The sequence below is a fragment of the Klebsiella sp. MBT K-1 genome (genome assembly GCF_002556465.1).
Lineage (GTDB): Bacteria > Pseudomonadota > Gammaproteobacteria > Enterobacterales > Enterobacteriaceae > Klebsiella > Klebsiella grimontii.
In genome coordinates this window covers 128,880-147,639 of record NZ_PDEL01000015.1, presented here as the reverse complement: position 1 = coordinate 147,639, position 18,760 = coordinate 128,880, and the positions used below count along the sequence as shown (strand labels likewise).

The 18,760-nt window shown below is 57.2% G+C and carries 12 protein-coding genes; 9 read left to right on the top strand and 3 right to left on the bottom strand.

Going from position 1 to position 18,760, the window contains the following annotated elements:
- Positions 1-24: 24 nt before the first annotated feature.
- The 5 genes from purL (at position 25) to glnB (ending at position 8,358) form a co-directional block, all read left to right on the top strand.
- Positions 25-3,912 (top strand): phosphoribosylformylglycinamidine synthase, encoded by a 3,888-nt coding sequence (purL, locus tag CMQ96_RS21810; RefSeq protein ID WP_098067331.1) that lies wholly within the window; start codon positions 25-27, stop codon positions 3,910-3,912.
- Between the two features lie 563 nt (positions 3,913-4,475).
- The gene (locus CMQ96_RS21805; protein WP_098067321.1) at positions 4,476-5,912 is read left to right on the top strand and encodes a HAMP domain-containing sensor histidine kinase; all 1,437 of its coding nucleotides are present in this window, start codon (positions 4,476-4,478) and stop codon (positions 5,910-5,912) included.
- A 13-nt stretch (positions 5,913-5,925) separates the two neighbouring features.
- Positions 5,926-6,630 carry a two-component system QseEF-associated lipoprotein QseG gene (qseG, locus tag CMQ96_RS21800; RefSeq protein ID WP_049085699.1) on the top strand — a complete coding sequence of 235 codons (705 nt, stop codon included), beginning with the start codon at positions 5,926-5,928 and terminating at the stop codon, positions 6,628-6,630.
- The gene (gene glrR, locus CMQ96_RS21795; protein WP_024359365.1) at positions 6,617-7,954 is read left to right on the top strand and encodes a two-component system response regulator GlrR; all 1,338 of its coding nucleotides are present in this window, start codon (positions 6,617-6,619) and stop codon (positions 7,952-7,954) included. The genes qseG and glrR overlap by 14 nt, the downstream gene beginning before the upstream one ends.
- Before the next feature lie 65 nt (positions 7,955-8,019).
- Positions 8,020-8,358 carry a nitrogen regulatory protein P-II gene (gene glnB, locus CMQ96_RS21790; RefSeq protein ID WP_002914032.1) on the top strand — a complete coding sequence of 113 codons (339 nt, stop codon included), beginning with the start codon at positions 8,020-8,022 and terminating at the stop codon, positions 8,356-8,358.
- A 91-nt stretch (positions 8,359-8,449) separates the two neighbouring features.
- Here the strand turns inward: glnB and hmpA are convergent, their stop codons facing one another.
- On the bottom strand, positions 8,450-9,640 hold the full coding sequence (gene hmpA, locus CMQ96_RS21785) for an NO-inducible flavohemoprotein (protein WP_098067320.1): 1,191 nt from the start codon (positions 9,638-9,640) through the stop codon (positions 8,450-8,452).
- A gap of 325 nt (positions 9,641-9,965) precedes the next feature.
- Between hmpA and glyA the strand changes: the two genes are divergently transcribed.
- Positions 9,966-11,219: a serine hydroxymethyltransferase gene (gene glyA, locus CMQ96_RS21770; RefSeq protein WP_004134918.1), complete on the top strand. Its 1,254-nt coding sequence runs from the start codon at positions 9,966-9,968 to the stop codon at positions 11,217-11,219.
- A 55-nt stretch (positions 11,220-11,274) separates the two neighbouring features.
- Here glyA and CMQ96_RS21765 read toward each other — a convergent pair whose 3' ends face one another.
- Both CMQ96_RS21765 and CMQ96_RS21760 read right to left on the bottom strand, forming a co-directional pair.
- Positions 11,275-11,697: a DoxX family protein gene (locus CMQ96_RS21765; RefSeq protein ID WP_004123642.1), complete on the bottom strand. Its 423-nt coding sequence runs from the start codon at positions 11,695-11,697 to the stop codon at positions 11,275-11,277.
- A 74-nt stretch (positions 11,698-11,771) separates the two neighbouring features.
- Entirely contained in the window at positions 11,772-12,968 is a 1,197-nt protein-coding gene (locus tag CMQ96_RS21760; protein ID WP_098067318.1) for an ROK family transcriptional regulator, read from the bottom strand.
- A 112-nt stretch (positions 12,969-13,080) separates the two neighbouring features.
- Between CMQ96_RS21760 and CMQ96_RS21755 the strand changes: the two genes are divergently transcribed.
- The 3 genes from CMQ96_RS21755 to CMQ96_RS21745 all read left to right on the top strand — a co-directional run bounded on the left by CMQ96_RS21755 (position 13,081) and on the right by CMQ96_RS21745 (position 18,699).
- Positions 13,081-16,356, top strand: a complete 3,276-nt coding sequence (locus tag CMQ96_RS21755; RefSeq protein ID WP_098067317.1) for a DUF5107 domain-containing protein — start codon at positions 13,081-13,083, stop codon at positions 16,354-16,356.
- A 70-nt stretch (positions 16,357-16,426) separates the two neighbouring features.
- Positions 16,427-17,863: a sugar porter family MFS transporter gene (locus tag CMQ96_RS21750; RefSeq protein WP_016809513.1), complete on the top strand. Its 1,437-nt coding sequence runs from the start codon at positions 16,427-16,429 to the stop codon at positions 17,861-17,863.
- Positions 17,863-18,699 (top strand): aldose 1-epimerase, encoded by an 837-nt coding sequence (locus CMQ96_RS21745; RefSeq protein ID WP_098067316.1) that lies wholly within the window; start codon positions 17,863-17,865, stop codon positions 18,697-18,699. The genes CMQ96_RS21750 and CMQ96_RS21745 overlap by 1 nt, the downstream gene beginning before the upstream one ends.
- Positions 18,700-18,760 lie beyond the last annotated feature (61 nt).

Here is an 18,760-nt window from a genome sequence, read left to right as displayed (position 1 = left end):
GAAAGCTTCGAAGACGAGAGACTTATGATGGAAATTTTGCGTGGTTCACCTGCACTGTCGGCATTCCGTATCAATAAACTGCTGGCACGTTTCCAGGCGGCCAACCTTCCGGTCAGCACGATATATGCCGAGTACGTTCATTTTGCCGACCTTAGCGCCCCGCTCAGCGGCGACGATCGCGAGAGTCTGGCAAGGTTGCTCAAATATGGCCCGAACCTAAGCAGCCATACTCCAACCGGCAAGCTACTGCTCGTTACCCCCCGTCCCGGCACCATCTCTCCCTGGTCTTCTAAAGCTACCGACATCGCCCATAACTGCGGCCTGTCTCAGGTGGTGCGTCTGGAACGCGGCGTGGCGTATTACGTCGAAGCGGGCAGCCTGAATGACGAACAGTGGTCGCTGGTGGCGGCCGAACTGCATGACCGCATGATGGAAAGCGTCTTCACGGCGCTGGAAGAGGGTGAAAAACTCTTCGCCCACCATCAGCCCACTCCGGTCACCAGCGTTGACCTGCTGGGCCTCGGCCGTCAGGCGCTGATTGACGCCAACCTCCGTCTGGGGCTGGCGCTGGCCGAGGATGAAATCGACTATTTGCAGGATGCTTTCCAGAAGCTGGGCCGCAACCCGAACGATATCGAACTTTATATGTTCGCGCAGGCGAACTCTGAGCACTGCCGACACAAGATTTTTAACGCCGACTGGGTCATTGATGGCGAAAAGCAGCCGAAGTCGCTGTTCAAAATGATCAAAAACACCTTTGAGAAAACTCCGGACTACGTGCTGTCTGCTTATAAAGACAACGCCGCGGTAATGGAAGGTTCAGCCGTGGGTCGCTACTTCGCCGACCACGAAACCGGCCGCTACGACTTCCACCAGGAAGACGCGCATATTCTGATGAAGGTCGAAACCCATAACCACCCGACGGCGATCTCTCCGTGGCCGGGCGCGGCGACCGGTTCCGGCGGCGAAATTCGCGATGAAGGCGCGACCGGGCGCGGCGCGAAACCGAAGGCGGGCCTGGTGGGCTTCTCTGTTTCGAACCTGCGTATTCCCGGTTTTGAACAGCCGTGGGAAGAGGATTTCGGCAAGCCGGATCGCATCGTCACCGCGCTGGATATCATGACCGAAGGCCCGCTGGGCGGCGCGGCGTTTAACAACGAATTCGGTCGTCCGGCGCTTAACGGCTACTTCCGTACCTATGAAGAGAAGGTCGCCAGCCACAACGGCGAAGAGCTGCGCGGCTATCACAAGCCCATTATGCTGGCGGGCGGTATCGGCAACATTCGCGGCGAACACGTGCAGAAGGGCGAGGTTGTCGTCGGCGCGAAGCTGATTGTTCTCGGCGGCCCGGCGATGAACATCGGCCTCGGCGGCGGTGCGGCCTCTTCAATGGCCTCCGGCCAGTCTGATGCCGATCTGGATTTTGCCTCCGTACAGCGCGATAACCCGGAGATGGAACGTCGCTGCCAGGAAGTTATCGACCGCTGTTGGCAGCTGGGCGACGCCAACCCGATTCTGTTTATCCACGACGTCGGCGCCGGCGGTCTGTCGAACGCGATGCCGGAACTGGTCAGCGACGGCGGACGCGGCGGTAAATTCCAACTGCGCGATATCCTCAGCGATGAGCCGGGCATGAGCCCGCTGGAGATCTGGTGTAACGAATCGCAGGAACGTTATGTGCTGGCGGTCGCGCCGGAGCAGCTGCCGCTGTTTGATGAGCTGTGCCGCCGCGAACGCGCGCCGTACGCGGTGATTGGCGAAGCCACCGAAGCGCTGCATTTGAGCCTCGACGATAGCCATTTTGACGATCGCCCGATCGACCTGCCGCTTGACGTGCTGCTGGGCAAAACGCCGAAAATGACCCGCGACGTGCAGACGCTGAAAGCCCAGGGCCAGAGTCTGGTACGTCAGGAAATCACTATTGCCGACGCGGTGAATCGCGTGCTGCACCTGCCGACCGTGGCGGAGAAAACCTTCCTCGTCACCATCGGCGACCGCACCGTCACCGGTATGGTGGCGCGCGATCAGATGGTGGGGCCGTGGCAGATCCCGGTGGCTAACTGCGCGGTGACTACCGCCAGCCTTGACAGCTATTACGGCGAAGCCATGTCTATTGGCGAACGCGCGCCGGTGGCGCTGCTGGACTTTGCCGCTTCCGCCCGTCTGGCGGTCGGCGAGGCGCTGACCAACATCGCGGCGACGCAGATTGGCGCGCTCAATCGCGTGAAGTTGTCGGCAAACTGGATGGCCGCAGCCGGTCACCCGGGCGAAGACGCCGGGTTATATGAAGCGGTAAAAGCGATTGGCGAAGAGCTTTGCCCGGTCCTGGGACTGACCATTCCGGTGGGTAAAGACTCCATGTCGATGAAAACCCGCTGGCAGGAAGGTACCGAACAGCGCGAGATGACCTCTCCGCTGTCGCTGGTGATTTCCGCCTTTGCCCGCGTGGAAGATGTACGCCGTACCGTCACCCCGCAGCTCGCAACCGTTGATAACGCCCTGCTGCTGATTGATTTAGGCAAGGGGAACAATGCCCTGGGCGCGACCGCGCTGGCGCAGGTTTACCGTCAGCTTGGCGATGTGACTGCCGACGTTCGCGATGTCGCGCAGCTGAAAGGCTTCTGGGATGCGATGCAGGCGCTGGTGGCTGAAGGTAAGCTGCTGGCGTGGCACGACCGGTCTGACGGCGGCCTGCTGGTCACGCTGGCCGAGATGGCCTTTACCGGCCACTGCGGCGTCAAGGTTGATATCGCCGCGCTCGGCGAGGATCGTCTGGCCGCGCTGTTTAACGAAGAGCTTGGCGGCGTGATTCAGGTACGTGCCGCCGACCGCCAGGCGGTGGAAGCGCTGCTGGCCGCTCATGGTCTGGCGGATTGCGTTCACTATCTTGGCCAGGCTACGGCGGGCGATCGCTTTGTCATCGAGGCCGACGGTCATCCGCTATTCAGCGAAAGCCGCACAACGCTGCGCATGTGGTGGGCGGAAACCACCTGGCAAATGCAGCGTCTGCGCGATAACCCGGAGTGCGCCGACCAGGAGCACGAGGCGAAAGCCAACGATGCCGATCCGGGCCTCAACGTGAAGCTCTCCTTCGATATCAATGAGGATATCGCGGCGCCTTATATTGCCACCGGCGCGCGTCCGAAGGTCGCGGTGCTGCGCGAGCAGGGCGTAAACTCCCACGTTGAAATGGCGGCAGCGTTCCATCGTGCCGGCTTTGATGCCATCGACGTGCACATGAGCGACCTGCTGGCGGGCCGTACCGGTCTTGCTGACTTCCAGGCGCTGGTGGCCTGCGGCGGATTCTCCTACGGTGACGTTTTAGGCGCCGGTGAGGGCTGGGCGAAATCAATCCTGTTCAATGAGCGGGTTCGCGACGAATTTGCCACTTTCTTCCATCGTCCGCAAACCCTGGCGCTGGGCGTGTGCAACGGCTGCCAGATGATGTCTAACCTGCGCGAGCTGATCCCGGGCAGCGACCTGTGGCCGCGCTTTGTGCGTAACCAGTCAGACCGCTTTGAAGCGCGCTTCAGCCTGGTTGAGGTGACCCAGAGCCCGTCGCTGCTGCTGCAGGGAATGGTGGGATCGATGATGCCGATTGCCGTATCCCACGGTGAAGGGCAGGTCGAAGTCCGCGATGGCGCGCATCTGGCGCAGCTGGAAAGCAAAGGCCTGGTGGCGCTGCGCTTCGTCGATAACTTCGGTAAAGTGACGGAAAACTATCCGGCTAACCCGAACGGGTCGCCGAACGGCATCACCGCGGTGACCAGCGAAAGCGGGCGCGCGACCATTATGATGCCGCACCCGGAGCGCGTGTTCCGTACCGTGTCGAACTCCTGGCACCCGGAAAACTGGGGCGAAGACAGCCCGTGGATGCGTATTTTCCGCAACGCGCGTAAACAGCTGGGCTAAAAACCGTTCGCGAATCGCATTAAGCCTCCTGCCCGCGCAGGAGGCTTTTTTATTTGTGAAGCTCATCGGCAAAAGGTGTCGGGGATCGCCGACAAACGCGCTATAGCGATGTCGTCAAAAGGAGACATTTAACCTATTGATTTATAATAGCATTGCTAAACCATTCATCCGGTGTTGCTAATTAGCGACACTTTGCGCAAAAAACGATCATCATTATTTATACGCTTGAATAGTAAAAAGGTATTATATTTCATTGTGTTAATAAAATGTTTTGAGATGTGGCATAGTTCGTGCATAATTATAACCAGTGGCTCATTCACCTTCTTATGTCAGCCCCTTCGGGACGCGCTACATAAACTTCGAATGACGCACAAACAGGTGCCTGCCGTCCAACTCCTGATAACAGCTCTGCTTTATCAGTCATCGGGCGAAACGTCGAGTAAGGCACCGCCTCATTGCTTAATAAAGCCAGGCTCCCGTAGCCTGGCTTTATTATTTCTGGCGTAGATGTTTCTTGCGTCCTCAGTTAGCATCGTCATGAGCTAATGATTGAGACACTATCCTTGAAGCGACTCTCCCTTTTTCCCCGTTCGCTGCGCCAGCTGGTCACGCTATCCTTCGTGCTGATCTTGCTTCCGCTGCTGGTGCTGGCATGGCAGGCGTGGCAAAGCCTCAACGCGCTGAGCGCGCAGGCGGCGCATATCAACCGTACCACGCTTATCGATGCCCGCCGCAGCGAAGCGATGATTAACGCATCGCTGGAGATGGAACGTAGCTACCGTCAGTACTGCGTGCTGGACGATCCGACGCTGGCGCGGGTCTACCAGAATCAGCGCCAACGCTACAGTGAAATGCTCGATGCTCACGCGGGCGTCCTGCCTGATGAGAAAATCTGGCGGGCGTTGCGTCAGGATCTCGACGATCTGGCGGAGCTGCAGTGTAAAAATAGCGGTCCGGCGGCGAAGTCAGCCGCCAGCCTGGAAGCGTTTGCCTCCGCCAATAGCGACATGGTTCAGGCGACCCGAACGGTGGTCTATTCGCGCGGGCAGCAGCTGCAGCAGGAAATCGCCGAGCGCGGTCAGTTCTTCGGCTGGCAGGCGCTGGTGCTGTTTCTGCTCAGCCTGGCGCTGGTGCTGCTTTTTACCCGCATGATTATCGGCCCGGTGAAGGGCATTGAGAGAATGATTAACCGGCTGGGGGAGGGAAAATCCCTGGATGACGCCGCGCTGTTTACCGGTCCGCGCGAGTTGCGCTCCGTCGGCAAACGCATTATCTGGCTGAGCGAACGCCTTGCCTGGCTGGAATCCCAGCGGCATCAGTTCCTGCGCCATCTTTCCCATGAGCTGAAAACGCCGCTGGCCAGCATGCGCGAAGGGACAGAGCTGCTTGCCGACCGGGTGGCCGGGCCGCTGACGCCCGAGCAGCAGGAGATCGTGGAGATTCTGGATAACAGCAGCCGCAACCTGCAAAAGCTGATTGAGCAGCTGCTGGACTACAACCGCAAACAGGCCGATGGCCCGATTGCGCGCGAGACGGTCAACCTGGCCGAACTGGTGGAAAACGTGGTTTCCGCCCACAGCCTGCCGGCAAGAGCTAAAATGATGCATACCGAACTGGCGCTCAGCGAGCGTTTTTGCGAAGCGGAGCCTGCTCTGCTGGTGAGCGTACTGGATAATCTCTACTCCAATGCGGTGCACTATGGTGCTGAATCCGGTAACATTCGATTCCATAGCTATCGGCACGGCGAGCAGGTGCGCATTGACGTCATTAACAACGGCGAGCCGATCCCGCCCGCAGAGAGAAACATGATTTTTGAGCCTTTTTATCAGGGAAGCCACCAGCGTAAAGGGGCGGTAAAAGGCAGCGGTCTGGGGCTGAGCATTGCCCGCGACTGTGTACGGCAAATGCAGGGCGAGCTGAGCCTGGTTGATGATAAATCCGGGCTAATCTGTTTTCGTATCACGCTCCCCGTCGCCGAGTCTGGAAAAAATAACGTATAACTATCGGGTGATTATGTCCCACTTCTTCGCACTTGTCCGTCCCCTCAGGGGATGGCTGCTGTCAGGCATTTCGTGCCTGGCGCTGGCGGGATGTTCCGCCTCTACATCACCACACGCTGCGGATGGCAAAACGCTCTCCGCGCTGCCGCAGCACCAGGTCGCCGATTTTCTTTCGGTCGAGTGCGCCGACATCTGGACCCTGCAGAGCGAGGCCAGCGATAAAAACCCGCTGTACTGGCTGCGGGGAATTGACTGCGCGGATCGCCTTGCTCCGGTACAGGCGCGGGCTGAAGCCCGGCAGCACGATGCCAACAGCTGGCAGGATGCCTTTAAGCGCGGCATTTTGCTGGCCGATGCCAAAATCACGCCCAATGAGCGTCGCGATCTGGTGGCCAGCCTGGATACCTTTAGCCCGCAAATTGCCGCCCAGGTTCGCCCGCTCTATCAGCTCTGGCGCGATGCCCAGGGCCGGCAGCTTCAGCTGATTGACGAGCGCTCCCGCTACGCCAAACTGCAGCAGTCAAGCGATGCGGAGCTTGAGACGCTGCGTCAGCAGGAAATTGAATTACGCAATCAGCTCGAGCTGACGACCCGCAAGCTGGAGAATCTCACCGATATCGAGCGTCAGCTCTCCAGCCGTAAACCCGGCGGGAACTTTAGCTCAGACGCCGGGCACGGCAGCGATAAAGTCCCGGAGGTGATTCATGACGATCCGTAAACCCGCCCGCCTGCTGTTAGTGGACGACGATCCGGGCCTGCTGAAGCTGCTGGGCATGCGTCTTGTCAGCGAAGGATACAGCGTGCTGACCGCCGAGAGCGGGCCGGAGGCGCTGCGCATGCTGGGCCGTGACAAAGTGGATCTGGTGGTCAGCGATCTGCGGATGGACGAGATGGACGGCCTTCAGCTGTTCAGCGAAATCCAGAAGGTGCAGCCGGGAATGCCGGTGATTATTCTCACCGCGCACGGTTCCATTCCGGACGCCGTCGCCGCGACCCAGCAGGGTGTGTTTAGCTTTCTCACCAAGCCGGTGGATAAAGACGCCCTGTATAAAGCCATTGATGACGCGCTGGAGCAGAGCGCGCCGACGACCGATGAGCGCTGGCGCCAGGCGATTGTGACCCGTAGCCCGCTGATGGAGCGCCTGCTGGAGCAGGCCGGGATGGTGGCGCAGTCGGACGTGAGCGTGCTGATTAACGGCCAGAGCGGTACCGGCAAGGAGATTATCGCCCAGGCCATCCATAACGCCAGCCCGCGCCGGGACAAACCCTTTGTCGCTATTAACTGCGGCGCGCTCCCCGAACAGCTGCTGGAGTCGGAGCTATTCGGCCATGCGCGCGGCGCCTTTACCGGCGCGGTCAGCAACCGGGAGGGGCTATTTCAGGCCGCGGAAGGCGGCACGCTGTTTCTGGATGAGATCGGCGATATGCCGGTGGCGTTACAGGTAAAACTGCTGCGCGTTTTACAAGAGCGTAAAGTCCGCCCGCTGGGCAGCAATCGCGATATCGACATTGATGTGCGGATTATTTCTGCGACCCATCGCGACCTGCCAAAAGCGATGGCGCGCGGCGAGTTTCGCGAAGATCTGTTTTACCGCCTGAATGTGGTGAATCTGAAAATCCCGCCGCTGGCCGAGCGTACGGAAGATATTCCGCTGCTGGCGAACCATCTGCTGCGCCAGTCTGCCGATCGCCATAAACCCTTTGTACGCGCATTCTCCACGGATGCGATGAAGCGGCTGATGGCCGCCAAATGGCCGGGCAACGTGCGCCAGCTGGTGAACGTGATTGAGCAGTGCGTGGCGCTGACCTCTTCGCCGGTCATTAGCGACGCGCTGGTGGAACAGGCGCTGGAAGGGGAAAACACCGCGCTGCCGACGTTTGTCGAGGCGCGGAACCAGTTTGAGCTCAATTACCTGCGCAAGCTGCTGCAAATTACCAAAGGCAACGTCACGCATGCGGCGCGGATGGCGGGGCGCAACCGCACCGAATTTTATAAGCTGCTGTCGCGCCACGAGCTCGACGCTAACGACTTTAAAGAGTAGCTCCGTAGGATGACGCAAGTTATGATACGGTTAGCAACCGGTTACGCGACTAAGACAGGAACACCATGAAAAAGATTGATGCGATTATTAAACCTTTCAAACTGGATGACGTGCGCGAAGCGCTGGCCGAAGTCGGCATCACCGGGATGACGGTAACGGAAGTGAAAGGCTTTGGCCGCCAGAAGGGGCATACCGAGCTGTATCGCGGCGCGGAGTATATGGTGGATTTTCTGCCGAAAGTGAAAATCGAAATCGTTGTCACCGATGATATCGTCGACACCTGCGTGGATACCATCATCCGTACGGCGCAGACCGGCAAAATCGGCGACGGTAAAATCTTTGTCTTCGATGTCGCGCGCGTGATTCGTATCCGCACCGGCGAAGAAGACGACGCGGCGATTTAAGCTTAAAAAACGGATGATGGCTTAAGAACTTCAATTCCGTCCAGATTTGTAGCCCCGGTAAGCGCACCGCCACCGGGGTTATTATACCGGGTTACAGCACCTTATGCGGCCCGAAACATTCGTAATGGATGTTGTCCTTATTGACTCCCAATTCAACCAGCTGCTGCGCGGCAAATTGCATAAACGCCACCGGGCCGCAGAGATAGAACTGCATCTGCGGGTCGCCGATCTTGTCGGCCAGGGCCGATAAATCCATCAAACCTTCGCTATCAAACGCGTCCGCCTGACGGTCCGCTTCGCTCGGACTGCGGTACCAGACGTGAGAAGTAAACTTCGGCAGCGTTTCACCCAGCGCTTTCACTTCGTCCGCGAAGGCGTGCACGTCGCCGTTCTCTGCCGCATGGAACCAGTTCACCTGCGCCGGATGCTGCGCTTTCGCCAGTACGTCAAGCATCGCCAGCATCGGCGTCTGCCCCACGCCGCCGGAGAGCAGCGTGACCGGCGTTTCTGGCGCCACGTTGAGGAAGAAATCCCCCGCTGGTGCCGCCAGATAAACCACATCGCCTTCTTGCGCAGAATCATGCAGCCAGTTCGACACCTGCCCGCCGTTTTCGCGCTTAACCGCAATGCGATAGCCTTTGCCGTCGGGTTTGCGGGTCAGGGAGTACTGACGAATTTCCTGATGCGGGAAACCTTCCGGCTTCAGCCAGAGCGCCAGATACTGGCCTGGATGATATTCCGCTACCGCGCCGCCGTCGACCGGCTCAAATTCAAAGCTGGTAATCAGCGCGCTGCGCGGCGTTTTTTTGACGATGCGGAACGCGCGGGTGCCTTCCCAGCCGCCGGTTTTGCTGGCGCTTTCGTTATAGATTTGCGCTTCACGATTAATAAAGACGTTGGCCAGTACGCCGTAGGCCTTGCCCCAGGCATCCAGTACTTCCTGGCCCGGACTGAACATTTCGTCAAGAGTGGCCAGCAGGTGGGTACCGACAATGTTGTACTGCTCGGGCTGGATCTGGAAGCTGGTATGCTTCTGGGCGATTTTTTCCACCGCCGGCAGCAGGGCAGGCAGGTTCTCAAGATTGCTGGCATAGGCGGCAATAGCGTTAAACAGCGCCTCGCGCTGGTCGCCGTTGCGCTGATTGCTCATATTGAAGATTTCTTTGAGTTCAGGATTATGAGCAAACATCCGGTCGTAAAAATGGGCGGTCAGTTTCGGACCGGTTTCAACCAGCAGGGGGATGGTGGCTTTCACCGTAGCGATGGTTTGCGCGTCGAGCATAGCAGCTTCCTTTGTAGGTTATCTTAATGATGCATTTTAAATGCATCTTATAAAAATACCCCTGCTTTGTAAATGGTTCTTTAACGTTTTGCCCTACGGCAGTGACAACATGAAATATTCGCATCACAAACCTGAAAACAAATCCGTTGATAATTGCAGGAGCTTTATTGCTCAAAGCCTTGTGTTACGCGGAGCCAATCGTTTGCGTAAAATCCTTTGTCAAGACCTGTTATCACAGAATGATTCAGTTATACTGTGGGCCGTTGTCCAATCGGACCGCCTTTTAAGGCCGAAATTCTATTGTTAGCTGAGTCAGGAGATGCGGATGTTAAAGCGTGAAATGAACATTGCCGATTATGATGCCGAACTGTGGCAGGCTATGGAGCAAGAAAAAGTACGTCAGGAAGAGCACATCGAACTGATCGCCTCCGAAAACTACACCAGCCCACGCGTTATGCAGGCGCAGGGCTCTCAGCTGACTAACAAATACGCTGAAGGCTATCCGGGTAAGCGCTACTACGGCGGTTGTGAATACGTCGATATCGTGGAGCAACTGGCTATCGACCGCGCGAAAGAGCTGTTTGGCGCTGACTACGCTAACGTGCAGCCGCACTCCGGTTCCCAGGCCAACTTCGCGGTCTATACCGCTCTGCTGCAGCCGGGCGACACCGTTCTGGGTATGAACCTGGCGCAAGGCGGTCACCTGACTCACGGTTCTCCGGTTAACTTCTCAGGCAAACTGTATAACATCATTCCTTACGGCATTGATGAGTCCGGCAAAATTGACTACGAAGATATGGCGAAGCAGGCTCAGGAACACAAACCGAAGATGATTATCGGTGGTTTCTCTGCCTACTCCGGTATCGTTGACTGGGCAAAAATGCGCGAAATCGCTGACAGCATTGGCGCATACCTGTTCGTTGACATGGCCCACGTTGCCGGCCTGATTGCCGCAGGCGTGTACCCGAACCCGGTTCCGCATGCTCACGTCGTGACTACCACCACCCACAAAACCCTGGCGGGTCCGCGCGGCGGCCTGATCCTGGCGAAAGGCGGTAGCGAAGAACTGTACAAAAAACTGAACTCCGCCGTATTCCCGAGCGCTCAGGGCGGCCCGCTGATGCACGTTATTGCGGCCAAAGCGGTTGCGCTGAAAGAAGCGATGGAGCCAGAGTTCAAAGTTTACCAGCAGCAGGTAGCGAAAAACGCCAAAGCGATGGTCGAAGTGTTCCTGAACCGCGGCTACAAAGTGGTTTCCGGCGGCACTGAAAACCATCTGTTCCTGCTGGATCTGGTGGATAAAAACCTGACCGGTAAAGAAGCTGACGCTGCGCTGGGTCGCGCCAACATCACGGTCAACAAAAACAGCGTACCGAACGATCCGAAGAGCCCGTTTGTGACCTCCGGTATCCGTATCGGTTCTCCGGCGGTCACCCGTCGCGGCTTTAAAGAAGCGGAAGTGAAAGAGCTGGCCGGCTGGATGTGCGACGTGCTGGACAACATCAATGATGAAGCGGTCATTGAGCGCGTGAAGGGCAAAGTGCTGGACATCTGCTCCCGCTTCCCGGTTTATGCGTAATCGTAGTCGTTAAAATTAAAAAGGCCGCAATCGCGGCCTTTTTTGCGTCTGAAGATTAGCGTCGATCGAGGGAAATAGCGCCGGGCCCGGTTATTGCCAGCAGCAGGAAGGCGCCGGCAATGCTGACGTTTTTCCAGAAGTTAATCATGTTCGGCAGCACCGCATCGCCAGACATATCCCAGTAGTGATGGCCTATTACCGCGGTGCCAAGAGTATAAAAAATAAAGATCACCGCCAGAGGGCGGGTGAAAAAGCCCAGCACAATTAAAATGGCCGCCGGCACCTCCATAATAATGGCAATGATGGCCGCAAGCGTTGGCATCGGCGCGCCGGAGGAGGCCATATACTGCACCGTGCCGCTAAAGCCGAGCAGCTTGGGATAACCGAAAAGAATAAACAGCACCACTACCGCGATACGCGCAATCAGCAGCAGCAGAGAGCGGGAGGAACCAAAATCAAAGTAGCGTAGAGTGTTCATAATCAGCTCGTTATAAGAGACGTGTGATTTAAACGTAATACACAAATTTGCGCTCCGCCACGTCCTCCTGATGATTAACGCAGCGTCTGCAATTGCTCCTCAACATACAGATAACCGATCCCCATCAGCTGCTGGGCGCGGGTCAGTGTGCCAAAGCCGATTTGAGTGGCGTGCGCTCTCGGCGTATCGCCGTGGTCAAAGGGATTAAAGCCGGTTTGTTTAACGATACTTTCCAGCCACTGTTCGCCAAAGGCACAGCTGCGACCGTATAGCCAGATCTGATTAATATTCAAAATATTCAAGAAATTATAAAGGCTTAAGCCAATGGCGTTGGCCGCGCTGTCAACCCATGCGCGAATATGCACGTCCCCCTTTTCCCAGGCCTCAATGAGCGATGCCGTGGTTAACTGCTCCGGGGAGCGCTGCGCCTCAGGCTGGGTTTTGAGCCACATTCGCGCCTGTTTTTTCAACGCGCTGAGGGAGGCTACGGTTTCAAGACAGCCGTATCTGCCGCAGTCGCAGGCCTTGCCGTCAGGATTCACAATCGTGTGTCCAATCTGCCCGCTGCCGTAGAGGCTTCCTCGATAAATCTGATCGTTAATCACAAACGATGAGCCAATACCGTAATCGACGTTGATCACGCAAAAATCCGGTTGTGGGCCCTGATGCTGCCATTTCTCGGCCAGCGCCAGCATCACGCAGTCATTATCTACCCGCACCTGCACGCCGAGCTGTTCTTCCAGCAGATACTTTATTTCAATCGGCGTTTTCCAGCGCGCCTGGGGCATGGTTTGTGAAACGCCGGTTATCGGATCTACCTGACCATGGACGCCAAGCGCCAGATGAATACTGTGCTGCGGGTAGAGCCGGTGGATACGCCGCCAGCATGCAATAATGCTCTCCAGCAGGGCCTGCGGCGTAGGCGCGTCGATGGGCAAATGCTGGCAGCCGTCAACTGCCAGTAGACGGGCGTCGGCAAGCTGATACTCAATACTGGTTGGCGTGATATTCATGCATAGTGTCCAGGCTCCGCGCGCGGGGATCTGGTAGCTTCCGCTGTTCATTCCGCGTTTGCTCATTTTTTCCGTGGAATGGTCGATCAGTCCCTCGCTGAGCAGCTCTTCAAGAATATTGCTCACCGCCGGAATAGAGAGTCCGGTGAGCTGAGAAAGCTGGGATTTACTCAGTTGCTTCTCCCGCCAGAGATGAGCCAGAAAAATGGATTTATTGGTCTGTCTGACCCGGGCGTTATTTAAACCGGTACGCTGCATACACTTAACTCCCTTAACTATATAGCGTGAGCATTGCGCATTTTAGCAGCTAAGTGACGATATAAACTCCTCTCATAGCGAATTTTACCTTACTTTGTTTAGTGGAGGCGTCATGTACGGTTCGGTTAAGGTCTGGCAGGAAATAATTACATTACCTACGTGGACAACGGGGGCGGAGGATCCGAACCCTATGTTTCTGGAAAAACGCGTTTATCAAGGTTCTTCCGGTAACGTCTATCCCTACGGCGTGATTGACACCCTGACCGGCGAACGTGAGATGCGCGATTATCAGGCAGTGTGGATGGAGAATGATTTCATTCGAATTATGCTGTTACCGGAACTCGGCGGCCGTATACATCGGGCGTATGACAAGGTTAAACAGCGCGATTTCGTGTATTACAATGAAGTGGTGAAGCCCGCCCTGGTGGGGCTGCTGGGGCCCTGGATCTCCGGCGGTATCGAGTTCAACTGGCCGCAGCATCATCGCCCGACGACCTTTATGCCGGTCGACTTTTCGATCCAGTGCGGGGAAAACGGCGTGCAGACCGTATGGATGGGGGAAGCGGAGCCCATGCGCGGTTTGCAGGTCATGACCGGGTTTACACTTTATCCTGACCGCGCGCTGATTGAAATTACCGGCAAGGTCTTTAACGGTAACGCCACGCCGCGTCATTTCCTGTGGTGGGCCAACCCGGCGGTAAAAGGCGGCGATGCTCATCAGAGCGTTTTTCCGCCCGACGTCACCGCCGTGTTCGATCACGGCAAGCGTGATGTTTCCGCTTTCCCTATTGCCACCGGCACCTACTACAAAGTCGACTATTCTGCGGGCGTCGATATCTCCCGTTATAAAAACGTTCCTGTACCCACCTCGTATATGGCGGAGAAATCGGACTACGATTTTGTCGGCGCTTATCACCACGACGAGCGCGGTGGGCTACTGCATGTCGCCGACCACCACGTTTCGCCGGGCAAAAAACAGTGGAGCTGGGGCTATGGCGACTTTGGCCAGGCGTGGGACCGCAATCTGACGGATGAAAACGGCCCCTATATTGAGCTAATGACCGGCGTCTACACCGATAACCAGCCTGACTTTACCTGGCTTGCGCCTTATGAAGAGAAGGTGTTTGTGCAAAATTTCCTTCCCTATAGCGAGCTGGGGATGGTGCAAAATGCCAATACGCAGCTGGCGCTGAAGCTGGTTCGCGATTCTGAGCAGCTGCAGCTCGGCGTTTACGCCATTGCGCCGCTGGAAAATATTGTTGTTGAACTCAGCTCGGAAAAGCAGCAGCTGTATGAGACTCAGCTTACGCTGAAGCCGGGAGAGAGCTGGCGGCATACGCTGCCGCAAAATGACGCCGGTCGTTTGACCATTAAGGTAAAAACCGCAGACAACCAGCTGCTGCTGGATTATCGCGAACATATTACTCAGCAGACGTCGCTGCCCGAACCGGCCTCTGCGCCGGCGATGCCTGAAGAGATTCACAACGGTGATGAGCTCTATTTTATCGGCCAGCATCTTGAACAATACAATCACGCCAGCCGCTATGCCGCAGATTACTATCGCCGGGCGATAGCCCTCGATCCGCAGGATTATCGTAATAATGTTGCTCTCGGGACGCTGGCGTTTAACCAGGCCGACTGGGTTTTAGCGGAGCAATGTGCCCGCGCCGCGCTACTTCGCGCTCATCGTCTGAATAAAAATCCGCGCGATGGCGAAGCCAGTATGCTGCTTGCCAGCGCGCTGGAAAGGCAGGGAGATGAACAAGGCGCCTGGGATCACTATTACAAAGCATCCTGGAGCGGTAACTGCCGCGATGCTGCATGGTGGGCGCTGGCGCGGCTGGCGATGAAGCGCGGTGATACGGTCGACGCGCTGGAAAAGGTCAACACCAGCCTGCAGTTCAACGCCAGCAACCATCTGGCTATGGGGCTGAAAGCGCTGGCGTTAGCGAAGAGCGGGCGGACGAAAGCGGCGCAGGAGTATATTTTCGCCTGCCTTAAACCATACCCGTTGAGCTATCCGCTGCACTGCGTGCGCTGGATGATTGAGCCCGGCGACGAAGCGCGAGAGAACCTGCTGCGGGTAACGGGGCGCAGAGGGATCAACGGCAGCCTGCTGGCGGGCTGGCTGCTCTCCATCGGTCAGAAGCAGGCGGCGAAGGAGGTGCTTGAGGTTCTGGATTGCCAGGAAGCGCTGCCGATGCTGTGGCGCGCCTCGTTAAGTGATGACGCGAATAAACGGCAACAGTTAATTGCCGAAGCCGAGCGCTGCCATCCGCAAAAAGTGCGTTTCCCCAATACGCTCGATGAAGTCCGGATGCTGCAAACTCTGAGCGATAGCGCTTTTGCCCGCTATCTGCTCGGTTGTTTCTGGTACAGCAAACGTCGCTATGAAGAGGCGGTCAGCTGCTGGCGCGAGACGCTGGAAAAATCTCCCGACTACGCGCCCGCTCATCGCCTGCTCGGGGTCTACGCTTGGAACAAACAACAGGATGCCGCGCAGGCGCTGGCTTATCTGCAGCGGGCCGTAGAGCTTGAGCCCGAAAATGCGCGCTTCCTCTTTGAGCTTGATTTCCTGAAAAAATCGCTGGGTACGCCGGTAAACGAACGACTGGAAACGCTGGCGGCGCGCAAAGCGGTGGTGCTGAAGCGGGACGATCTGACCGCTGAGCTGCTAAGCCTGTGGAACGCGGCCGGCCATTATGCCGATGCCGCCGCTATTCTCGGTACGCGCGTGTTTCATCCCTGGGAAGGCGGGGAAGGGAGAATCACCGGTCAGTATTTGCTCAATCAGCTGCATCGGGCTTTGCAGTTTATCGAACGCGAGGCGTTTACGCAGGCCGCGCACTGTCTGAAAGACGCATTACGCTATCCCGATAATCTGGGGGAGGGGCGACTGCCCGGGCAGACGGACAACGATATCTGGTATTTGCTGGGCTACTGCACGGAACAGGCTGGGGATGCACAGCAGGCAGCGGAATATTACCAGCTTGCCCTACAAGGAGGCTCAACGCTGGACGCCGGGCGTTACTACAACGATCAGCCCGCTGATTACCTTTTCTGGCAGGGCATCGCGCTGCGTAAGGGCGGTAACCCGGCGCAGGCCGAGCAGCACTTCCAGAATTTTATCGCCTGGGCCGGGCAGCATCGGGATGACGTTCCGCAAGCCGACTTTTTTGCCGTCTCTCTCCCGGATTTGGTGGTGCTTGATGTCTCAGCGCAGCAGCAGCACCAGCAGCACTGTTTGTTTATTGAAGCGTTGGGCCATCTGGGGCTGGGCAACTTATCCGCCAGCCAGCAGGCGATGCAGCAACTGCTGCAGCTGAACCCGGCTCATGATAAGGCGCATCTGATTCGCCACGCCCTGCAAAGCGGCATGTTTTCCTGAACCTGAAACGGGCGGGCCTGGCCCGCCTGAATCCTACTGTTCCCTGCGTTTCCCTTATAGAGGAATCATTATGAATAACGCGCAGACACATCTGAAAATGGGCTACGTCTGGACTATCTGTCTGGTCGCCGCCTGCGGTGGTTTACTGTTTGGCTATGACTGGGTAGTCATTGGCGGCGCAAAGCCGTTTTATGAAGCCTGGTTTTCCATTACCGACCCGGCGCAGTCCGGCTGGGCAATGAGCTCGGCGCTGGTGGGCTGCGTTTTCGGCGCATTAATCTCGGGATGGTGCGCCGATAAACTCGGGCGCAAGCTGCCATTAATACTTTCCGCCGTACTGTTCAGCGCTTCCGCGTGGGGGACGGCGGTCGCCAGCAGTTTCGACATGTTTGTGGTTTACCGCATTGTGGGCGGTGTGGGGATTGGTCTGGCATCCGCTCTCAGCCCGCTTTACATCGCCGAAGTCAGCCCGGCAGAAAAAAGAGGGCGCTTTGTGGCGGTCAACCAGCTCACTATCGTGATTGGCGTGCTGGCCGCTCAGCTTATTAACCTGATGATTGCGGAACCCGTAGAGACGGGGGCGACGCAGCAAATGATTGTAGAAACCTGGAACGGGCAGATGGGCTGGCGCTGGATGTTCGGCGCAGAACTGGTTCCGGCGCTGGCGTTTCTGGTACTGATGTTTTTTGTTCCCGAATCGCCGCGCTGGCTCATGAAGGCCGGTAAGCCGGAGCGTGCCCGAGCCGCGCTGGAACGCATTGGTTCCGCCGACTATGCCGACAGAATATTACGCGACATCGCGCACACGCTGGAAAAAGATAACCATAAAGTATCCTATGGCGCACTGCTGGCTCCGCAGGTGAAACCGATCGTGATCATTGGCATGGTTCTCGCCGTTTTCCAGCAGTGGTGCGGAATCAACGTCATCTTTAACTACGCACAGGAGATTTTTGCCTCAGCGGGCTTCGATATTAACAGCACGCTTAAATCGATCGTCGCGACGGGGGTTGTAAACCTGGTATTTACCCTCGCCGCGCTGCCGCTGGTGGATAAAATCGGCCGCCGTAAACTGATGCTGCTTGGCGCTTCAGGCTTGACGCTGATCTATGTGCTGATTGCCGGCGCTTACGCCATGGGCATTATGGGCTGGCCGGTACTGCTGCTGGTGCTGGCGGCTATTGCCATTTACGCCTTGACCCTGGCGCCGGTCACCTGGGTACTGCTGGCGGAAATCTTCCCCAACCGCGTTCGCGGACTTGCCATGTCTTTAGGTACCCTGGCGCTGTGGATTGCCTGTTTCTTGTTAACCTACACTTTCCCGCTGCTTAATGCCGGACTGGGCGCGGCGGGCAGCTTCTTGCTGTATGGCATCATTTGCGCTGCCGGCTATCTCTATATTCTGCGCAACGTGCCGGAAACAAAGGGGATCACTCTCGAAGCCCTGGAAGAACAGCTGGCGCAACGCCATACGGGCGTTAATGCGGCGAAGCAGGAGCAGACGCGCTAATGGCGGAAGAGTGGATTATGGAGAACGCGCATCTGCGGATGTGCGTCTCTTCTCTGGGCGGCAAAGTGCAAAGTTTATTCTCGCGGCAATATCAGGCGCCGGTGCTATATGAAAATCCCGCTGGCGGCATGTTTCCGATGCTGCCGATGGCCAATCGCGTTGCCGGAAATCGCTTTATTTTTCAGGGCCGCGAGATAGTCCTGCCACGTCACCACGCCGACGCGCATTTTTTTCTCCACGGCGACGGTTGGCTGCAGTGCTGGGATATCATTGCGTGCGGCGGCGATTTTTGCGTGTTACAGCTGCGTCGGCAACATGTCTGCGGTTTCGATTACCTGGCGCAGATCCGCTATCAGTTGCTGCGTAACCAACTGATAGCGTCGCTGACGCTTACCCACTGCGGTAGCACGCCTATCCCCTACGGCTGCGGTTTTCATCCCTTTTTCTCCTTTGATAAGCGCAGCACGGTGCAGTTTGCCGCCAGTGGCTACTGGCCGGAAGGGGAACAGCACCTTCCTCTGAACTGGCAAAGCCATCTTCCCGGCTATGCCGATTTCAGTCACCCGCAGTACGGTGAGGATCGCTGGCTAAACGTCGGCTATTCCGGCTGGAGTGGACGAGCGAGGATAGTAAGTAATGTGATGAATATCGCAATTCTTTCGCAAACTTCGTGGTTGATGCTCTTCAGAATGCAGGGTGAACCGTTCCTTTGCCTCGAGCCGCAAACTCACCCGGTAAACGCCCATAACATGGACGGTCAGCCGGGGCTGCGGGTTTTGGGCGCCGGAGATACGCTGAATTTTTCGCTAAAAATAGACGTTCAGGGGCGCGAGTAGCGCCATTTATGGGGCGAGGGCATCTTGCACCCGCCCCGCTTTATCGCCAGACTGTCGCCTC

What these genes read in the sequence shown, in the direction of transcription:
- glrR (WP_024359365.1), top strand. Translation starts at nt 6,617, where the DNA reads ATGACGATCCGTAAACCCGCCCGCCTGCTGTTAGTGGACGACGATCCG.
- CMQ96_RS21765 (WP_004123642.1), bottom strand. Translation starts at nt 11,697, where the DNA reads ATGAACACTCTACGCTACTTTGATTTTGGTTCCTCCCGCTCTCTGCTG.
- hmpA (WP_098067320.1), bottom strand. Translation starts at nt 9,640, where the DNA reads ATGCTCGACGCGCAAACCATCGCTACGGTGAAAGCCACCATCCCCCTG.
- glnB (WP_002914032.1), top strand. Translation starts at nt 8,020, where the DNA reads ATGAAAAAGATTGATGCGATTATTAAACCTTTCAAACTGGATGACGTG.
- CMQ96_RS21750 (WP_016809513.1), top strand. Translation starts at nt 16,427, where the DNA reads ATGAATAACGCGCAGACACATCTGAAAATGGGCTACGTCTGGACTATC.
- CMQ96_RS21755 (WP_098067317.1), top strand. Translation starts at nt 13,081, where the DNA reads ATGTACGGTTCGGTTAAGGTCTGGCAGGAAATAATTACATTACCTACG.
- CMQ96_RS21745 (WP_098067316.1), top strand. Translation starts at nt 17,863, where the DNA reads ATGGCGGAAGAGTGGATTATGGAGAACGCGCATCTGCGGATGTGCGTC.
- glyA (WP_004134918.1), top strand. Translation starts at nt 9,966, where the DNA reads ATGTTAAAGCGTGAAATGAACATTGCCGATTATGATGCCGAACTGTGG.
- qseG (WP_049085699.1), top strand. Translation starts at nt 5,926, where the DNA reads ATGTCCCACTTCTTCGCACTTGTCCGTCCCCTCAGGGGATGGCTGCTG.
- purL (WP_098067331.1), top strand. Translation starts at nt 25, where the DNA reads ATGATGGAAATTTTGCGTGGTTCACCTGCACTGTCGGCATTCCGTATC.
- CMQ96_RS21760 (WP_098067318.1), bottom strand. Translation starts at nt 12,968, where the DNA reads ATGCAGCGTACCGGTTTAAATAACGCCCGGGTCAGACAGACCAATAAA.